General features: G+C 54.6%; 4 protein-coding genes and 1 pseudogene. 3 read left to right on the top strand and 2 right to left on the bottom strand.

What is annotated here, in order from left to right; translation table 11 throughout:
• Window positions 1–875: 875 nt before the first annotated feature.
• The 3 genes and pseudogenes from IQ254_RS34025 to IQ254_RS27960 form a co-directional block, all read left to right on the top strand.
• Window positions 876–1,130, top strand: a pseudogene (locus IQ254_RS34025) (hypothetical protein); the annotation flags it as partial.
• A 139-nt stretch (window positions 1,131–1,269) separates the two neighbouring features.
• The gene (locus IQ254_RS27965) at window positions 1,270–1,674 is read left to right on the top strand and encodes a hypothetical protein (RefSeq protein WP_193969431.1); all 405 of its coding nucleotides are present in this window, start codon (window positions 1,270–1,272) and stop codon (window positions 1,672–1,674) included.
• 157 nt (window positions 1,675–1,831) lie between these two features.
• Complete coding sequence (locus tag IQ254_RS27960) at window positions 1,832–3,193, top strand: DUF4034 domain-containing protein (RefSeq protein WP_193969430.1); 1,362 nt, start codon at window positions 1,832–1,834, stop codon at window positions 3,191–3,193.
• A 33-nt stretch (window positions 3,194–3,226) separates the two neighbouring features.
• On the opposite strand, the gene IQ254_RS27955 is transcribed toward IQ254_RS27960, so the two are convergent.
• Window positions 3,227–5,260, bottom strand: a complete 2,034-nt coding sequence (locus IQ254_RS27955) for a glycosyltransferase (RefSeq protein ID WP_193969429.1) — start codon at window positions 5,258–5,260, stop codon at window positions 3,227–3,229.
• A 183-nt stretch (window positions 5,261–5,443) separates the two neighbouring features.
• A partial coding sequence (locus IQ254_RS27950) for an ATP-dependent RecD-like DNA helicase (RefSeq protein WP_193969428.1) occupies window positions 5,444–7,857 on the bottom strand: 2,414 nt, incomplete at its 5' end.

Raw genomic sequence — 7,857 nt, 5'->3', positions numbered from 1 at the left:
TAGCGATGACCGAATACCACCGTTACCGGATGTGATTCGCGCTCAAGCTTCAGCGCCGCAGGTGGCGGCAGCTACCTGCGGCTAAGCTTATAGATCCTGTCTCTACCAGCACTTTTGGAGTAGTTACCAAGCATGTTGACAAGTAGGCGAGTACAAGAACAGCTAATGCAACAACTAAAAGTTGCTTCGGTTTTGACGAGTACCGCTTCAATCTGCTAATCACGGCTTCTTCCCAAACTAGTAATCTCAATACGTTACAGCGACACTATTACAATAGTTGATATGACTTGAGAAAGGTTAGCGTAATTGCCTGAGCTTGTGTTAACACTTCTGGGCTTTTGTCCCAAAACCAGTGTTCCGACAATCTATCGTGAATTTCGCTGAGTCTACTATTTAAGCAGTACTTAGGGAAAAGCACTCGTATGCCCAACTCGGTCTTGCCTACGCCTAGGTAGTAATGAACGCACGGTAATCCTCCGGAAATAGGAAGCCTAGCTGGTCTTCTATGGCGGACAAATCTTGGGTAGACATAGGGCGTAGCGGCGGAGTGGCGATAAGAAACGGAATGCCTCGAAATTCAACTCTATCCATATTCAGAGGTCACAAGGGGTTCGAGCAAGCGTTCAATTAACAGAAAAGAGGTTGGTGTCAGGCCAGAAAAAATAGGACGAATAGCCGCAACGCTTGCCTCTCCTCAATTGTGCATTGTACCAGTCGGGCAGAACTCAATCGAATCACAAAGCCTGACCAGACATCCGTAATTCTTCATGTAACGACGAATAAGCCGCGATTAGCCGAAGGCTATGCTTCGCGAACGCACAGCAATATGATCCGTAAGTCCACTCAAGTATCTGTCTGTAACAGCGGCTTAGAATAGTAGAGGGTTACCTCCAAACGGAGAGAGGCCACCTGTAAATGGAGATCTTGAGGTTCGTCCCGCTAGTAGGCCTTCTGAGGTAGCTAAAGGGGGAGAAAGTCTTTGGGATGAGTATGGTGGTGAGTGGAGATATTACCCAGAAGACAAGTACCATAATCCTCATTGGGATTATAATCCTCATGATGTTCCAAAGGCCCAATGGCAAAATATTCCCATTGGGAATTTACCCCCCAGAAAACCCCCCATACAATAGGCGGGCGTGAGCACCTAGTTCAAAGTGACAATTTCCTTGCGTTCTTGAGTGCAAGCTTTAAAGTAATTTTCTGCACTAATTAATCAAGGAACCGGTATGTTTGTGACGAGTAATAGGTTTTTAGATGGGCAGTTTAAGTATGCAAAACTCAAATTTGTATTATGGATACTTTCCAGATTTTAGTACACCAACTCTTTTGTTTTTCGGAGATGGGGAGGCACTTGAATTCCTTCAAAAGACAATAAAATTATTAAGTGCTAATAGCAAGCAATACAGTTCATCCAACTCAAGCCGATTTGTTCCGATAAATGAAGAAAACCTCATGATTGTCTTGAATGAGGAAAAAACAGGAATAAAAATTTTAGATAGAAAGACTCTTGAGTGGAACATACCCAGGAGCCAAATACCAAATATCACAAAAAGGATATCTGACGTCGCTAGCTCTGAAAAAGCACAACATGATTACTTAGACATTCCTGGAGATGAAGCTGAGGTGAAGATATCAATTGGTGAATATGACATAAACAGTTTCAGATCTGTATAAGTCAACACTCCGGACAATTTTGTGGGGTTGGATTGGAGGAATATCTAGGACATCAATGATAGTGATCCAAAATCGTTTGTAACTCCCGGTAGCATCACTCAGGGTATCAGCCTGTAGGCGTGGCTAGGCTAGAGGGGCCATCTCCACCACCAACTCCATGTTGCAGCATCGGTCTCTAGCGCCAGCCATTCTTTTGGGCACCCTGCTCCTTCTCCCCAGCTGTAGTTTAACCAAACTGGCCCAAATAGGAGCCTTCAACCCAGCCCAAGCGACTGTATCGCAGCACGTAGCCAGTGAGTCCTCGACAGAGCCAGCATTACTGGCCCGCTATACCGTTGTGGAAGACACCGAAAGCTGGAATACCGTACTGTATGGCGATCGCGACTTTGCCAAGCTGGAAGCATTCATCAACAGCAGCCTGCAACGCGAACGCACCGACGAGCTAGCCTCGGCCTACCTCAATCGCCTGTACGGCAGCTTGGCTACCCTTCCGGCCCACAGCGATTACGCCCACACTGAAGCCGACGACCAGCAGCTGACGGAGAGTCTTGCTGTGCTCGATCAGTGGATAGCCCGATTTCCTGACTCACATATTCCCTACGTCATTCGCGGCAATTTACTCTCCAATCAGGGTTGGCAAATTCGTGGCGGTGCTCTAGCCTACCGGGTGCCCGACGAGGCTTGGCCCCCCTTCTTGCAGTTCATGGAACAGGCGAAAACTGACTTAGACAGAGCCGCCGCCCTGAACCCTGATGACCCTAACGTTTGGGCATCGTTGCTGGATGTGGCGCGGGGGCTCTCGCTGCCAGAGCAGGTCTGGGAAGACTACTTCGAGCGGGGCCTGGCGGCAAACCCTTACAACATTAATGTCTGGGGCAAAAAGTCGATTTTGTTAGAACCCAAATGGCTAGGGAGTGAGGCCCGCATGCTACAGCTGGCACAGGAGTGCGATCGCCTCTCGAAATCGGCCCACAAACCGCTGCTAGCCGTGGTCGCATTGAGCATTCATCGCAGTCTTGACCAAGCGCAAGAGGGTTACCTCGACCAGCCTGTCGTGTGGAGGGAAATCGAAGCGACCTATGCCCGCATCTTTGCCGCCTACCCCGACAACCTGCGCATGCGCTTCTACTACGCCTACGATGCCGCGATGGCGCAGCAGTGGCCCGTAGCCGCCGAGCAGTTTGAGATTATCGGCGATCGCTGGACGAGGGGTACCCCATGGCGATCGCTGGAGCACTATCACACCGGGCGGACGGCGGCCTTGTATGAACTGGCGGCAGCCGCTTACGATCAACAGCGCTATCCGCAGGCTGAAACCTTGGCTTTGCAGTCCATTGACTTGATGCCCAATCCGCCCTCCTATCTGATCTTGGGTGCCGTGCAAGCGGCCTACTACGGCAATATGCCGGGAGTGATTGAGTATGCTGAGCAAGCCTTAGCCAACCATCCCACCCCCACAGAGCAGCAATATGCTGAAGACCTGATTCGACAAGCAGAGGCGCACCTGTCTGGAACGTAAGGTTGACGGCATTCCCCTAGGACGATATCAGGATTACTCAACCGATTGAGAGGCAGATGACGGCAGTACCTCAGCCTCTTGTAGCCGCTTTAACCAGCCCTGTTGCCGGAGCGAATCCAAGACAGTGTGTACCTTCAGGCGGTGCTCGCCAAACAGCGGTGTGTAGAGCGGGCAACCCTGCATCAGTACCACTAGCTCTGGCTCCAGGTCCAGGTCGGTTTTGGCGACCGGAGGATGCTCACTTACCCCAGCGATAAGCCCCACGACCTGCGCTAGGGCATGGGTAACCCCCTTGGCATCCAACGCGGCTCTCAAGCCGCTAGTCTGCCGAATACTCACCACGGTGTCTCGCCATAATTGCAGCACAATCCGCCGCGCCTGATCTTCCAGCGTGTAAGCACCTGGCAAGGTTAACCAGGTTTGCACAATCCGCGCCGCCGCCTCCCGCAGCATCATTGTGGCCTCAGTCTCATGATGCCGGAGCCAGCACACCTGCTCCGCCTGCCCAACTTGCTCAAAGTTGGGCTGCCACAGCTCCCAGCTCTGATTGAGCAAAAACAGATGAGCCGGTTCCAACTCGTCATGCTGTGCCGCCTGCTGCCGAAAGCGCTCAAACATGTTGCACAAGCTCTGCACCCGCATCGGATAGGGCGTCGATCGCGTAATCTGGCTGGGAGACAGCCCCGTGTTATAGGCCACCCGCGACTCCGGCACATACAGCGGCTGCATTCCCGCCAGAGCCGCCTGCGTAGCGTATTCTCTGTCCATCGCCACTGGCGTTTGTGGATGCCAAGCCAAGAGCGGTTGCAGTCTGTCTGCCGCCTGCCGCCGCCAGAGATAGGTATGGGGCGGCTGCCAGTTATCCATCAAGCACTGCAAGAGCCAATCGGTGTGGGGCTCACCGACGAACGTCTGCCGGTAAATCAGGCGCTGCTGGGCATATACACACCACTGCCAATCACCATAGGCCACGTCATAGCGGGACTCTCGCTCTAACGCCATTACCTGCCGCTGAATCTTATCTGGCGCGAGCTGGTCATCGGCATCCAGCCACTGAATGTAGTCGCCTTGGGCCTGTCGTAAACCCTCGATGCGAGCAGGATTGGCTCCTTGGGTGGAGCAATCAATTATGCGCAGTGAACAGGGAGCTACGGCTTGCTGCTGAGCTAGCTGAGCAGCGGTGCCATCAGTCGAGTTGTTGTTGACTACCACAATTTCGAGGCGAGGATAGCTCTGCTCAAAGCAGCTTTTTAAGCAGGTCTCGATGGTCGTTTCGGCGTTATAGCAGGGGATGATGATCGACACCAGCGGCAACGCATCAGGCTTGAGTTGCAGCGTCAGTTCACTGCACACCCGAATCTCGTAGCGATCCGCTAGCCCCTGTCGCTCCAGAGCCTGAGTGCTAGCGCGATGAGTCCAGCGCAGCATCTCCAGGTCGTCGTGGGTAACGTTACCTTCGTGCTGGCGATAGAAGTAGAGCGGACGCGGCAGGTGAACGATGTCTGTCACCTCCGAAAGCCGCAGGCACAGATCATAATCTTCAGCTCGTTCAAAGGTGGGGTCAATGCCGCCGACCTGCTCATAGAGCGATCGCCGCAGCAGGCGAAAGTGGAAGGTCATGAACTCTACCAGCAGTCGCTGCGGCGAATACGGGATCTGACAATGGCTTCCGTTGCCCCGCAACTCTCCCTCAGCATCAATGATGCGGTAGTCGGTGTAGACCATGCCCCTCTGGGGCTGGGCGTCTAAAATAGCAACCGTTTCGGCTAGGGCAGTTGGAGCCAGCTGGTCGTCGCTATCCACCCAGCCCAGGTAGGGATGGTGGGTCGTTGAGGCGATCGCCTGACTGAGCGACATCGAAAGCCCCTGATGCGGCGCGGCGATCACTCGAATTCGAGAATCCTGCTGAGCGTAGGCCTGGGCGATCGCGACAGAGCGATCTGATGAGCCGTCATCCCAGATTAAAAGCTCAAAGTTGGGGTGCGTTTGGGCCAAAACGCTCTGGATCGCAGCAGCTAGGTAGCGATCGCGGTTATAGCTGGTGATGACTAAAGAAACAGGCGTCACGGCAATCCCGCCAGTTGTTTTTGAGTAGACTGAAATCCTTGGCTGCTTGACATCAACCTAGAATTTACCCGAGCAGCGTAATACTCTTCAGAGCTTGCTTGCCCTGTGAGGCTACTCTTTAGAATTCCGGGTTTTCTTTAGGTTTCACACAGTGGCCTAAAGATCCTAAAGATCAAGATCCAGCTAATCTCCTATTTCCATTGCCCATCCTTTCTTTTTAGAAGACGGCATCTGCTGCTGCCCGGCCATCCGAACTACGTGAGCTGCATAGTTCATCGCCACCTTCTTCCCCTGTTTGTCATGAATTAACCTCACCACCTCACTCCCCGCCACCAGCATCAGCGTCACCTCCTTAGTCGATCGCCCATCCCGCAAGGCCCGCTGCGCCACCCGCAGCTCCAAACTCGCCGACGGCAACCCCATCGAATATTTTTCCCAAAGCCCTAAAAGCTGCTCCCTCGAATTCACCCTTCGCAGTTCCGGGGCTACCTTTTGCTGCTCTCCTCCAACCGGCCTTCCAACCGCTCTAGCAACGCGATCAACTGCTGCTGCAACTCCAACTCGGCCTTGAACTGCCCGTTCCAACTGCTCAAGGCCGCAATTAACCGCCGCAACTGCTCCTGCAAGGTCGCCTGCGCATCGGAGGAGGTCTCGTCGCTGACGATACGCTGCAATTGCGCGACCAAGCGCCCCAAGCTCTGGTTCCAGTGCTGCGGCCACATCGCCAAATCTTCGCCCAAAGTCTGGACGTGGTCTTCGAGGTGCAACACCCGCTGCGTGTTCACGCAGATCTCGGCCCGCAGCGGCTCTAAGCTGCTCTGCAACACGCTGGCCAATACGCTCTCCCACTGCTGTAGAGTCAACGCTGGGGATGGGTACTGGCTGCCGTTGTTCCCGTTGTTCATGCTGTCCATAGTTATTTACCTGCTGAATTAACGGCACATAGTCACTCACGTTCTCCTTCGCCCGCGACACCTGGGCTAGGCGCACCAAGTCAGCTTGGCTGGTGGTGTACAAGGTCAAAGCTCGCTTGGCTCTAGAAATTGCCACATAAAACGCTTCTCGATTTGTCGTTTCGCCCAGCAGCGCCAACACCCGCTCCGCCGTCTTGCCCTGGCTGCTGTAGGTGGTGCTTACCCAGGCATAGTCCACATACTGATTCCCACTGAGGTCGATGGTAGAGGTCTGCCCCGCCCCATCCCGAATCGTCACTGTCCCATCGGACTCAAGCCCCGTCACCACAAACCCCTGCCCATTGCGAATTCCGGCTTTTCGGTTATTGCGCGTCCATTTGAGGCGATCGCCCACCGCCACCGGAATCGCTTGCGTCGTGTACACCGTCTTCCGATGGCACGCTGCCGGATTGACCAACAGCACCGAACCGTTTGGCGTCTCCAGCACCACCTGCTGAGCCTCAGCGTTGATCGCTACCACCCGGTACTGCTCCCCCCGGATCAACCCCTGCTTTCGATAATCCTGAATCGGTACCAGCACATCTCCCATCGCATAAGCCTCGAGATAACTGGCCTGAGCCGTAGTCAAGTCCTTTCGCCGCAAGCTCTGCATCACAAAGCCATCCGTACCCAAAGCCCCTTCATCCTGTAGCCCAGATCGCATCGCCTGAGTCAGCGCCAACCGCTCCGCATTTGTCCCAGCAAGCACCAAGGTTTTCTCCCGATCCTCTGCCGTCAGCGTCAGATAATCGGCGGCCACCTGCTGAATCCGTTTCTGGGTTTGAGCCCCTTCCTTCACGCACCCCGCCTGGGCCAGGATCTCAATGCCTTCGCTGACCTGCCCCTGGGACACCAATTCCACCGCCGATCGCAACACTCCAGTCTGCTGCCGCCGATGGGTCTCCAGGTAAGCGGTCGTCATTCCCCCCGCCTGTGAGCTCTTGAACGGGTTACCGGCTTCTACCGCTGACAACTGGCGGGTATCCCCGACCAGCAACACCTTGGCATGCTCTCTTGCTGCCCGCAGCAAGAGAGCATAGGCATCTTTCATGCTCAACAGCCCCGCCTCATCAACGATCCATAGCGTCGGCTGGGGTGGTTCATCCAGAGGCTGCGATACCAATAGTCCAGCCACCGTAGTAGTTTCAATTTCCAGCGACTCTCCCAAAATGTGGGCGGATTCAGCGCTGGGGGCCAAGCCTTGGATCGTGTATCCCTGTCCCTGGGCCAGATCCTTCAACACGCTTAGGGCATAGGTCTTGCCTGCTCCTGCCACCCCCTGCCACGCCATCACCGCATCGGGTGTGGTCGCTGTCATCTCCACCGCATGTTGCTGCTCCAGGTTTAGGGAATGGCTCACTAGGCTTTCTACCTGGGTACCACTGGGGACAATCGGTACCACCTGCCCCCGTCCTTGCTGCATCAAACGGATCGTGTTGAGTTCCAGATTGAGTGCGGTTTGAGTGGTGAACTTGCCGTCGGCGACTTTGATGAGTTCAGGGCTGTCGGCAATCGCCCCCTCAATTGCCTCAAACCCCTGCACCCCCAACTCGTGCTCGAAGACAAACCGCTCCAGCGTTGTCCGCCGAAACACCGACTCCCGCTCCCCACAGTGCTGAATCGCCGCGTCAATTACCGATGTGG

The organism is Nodosilinea sp. LEGE 07088 (genome assembly GCF_015207395.1).
Classification (GTDB): Bacteria; Cyanobacteriota; Cyanobacteriia; order Phormidesmidales; family Phormidesmidaceae; genus Nodosilinea.
Note: the sequence above shows the minus strand (reverse complement) of the source record. Positions and strands in the feature narration are given on the sequence as shown.

Bases quoted from the DNA above. Each gene is read 5' to 3' on its own strand.
- IQ254_RS27965 (WP_193969431.1), top strand. From the start codon at position 1,270: ATGCAAAACTCAAATTTGTATTATGGATACTTTCCAGATTTTAGTACA.
- IQ254_RS27960 (WP_193969430.1), top strand. From the start codon at position 1,832: ATGTTGCAGCATCGGTCTCTAGCGCCAGCCATTCTTTTGGGCACCCTG.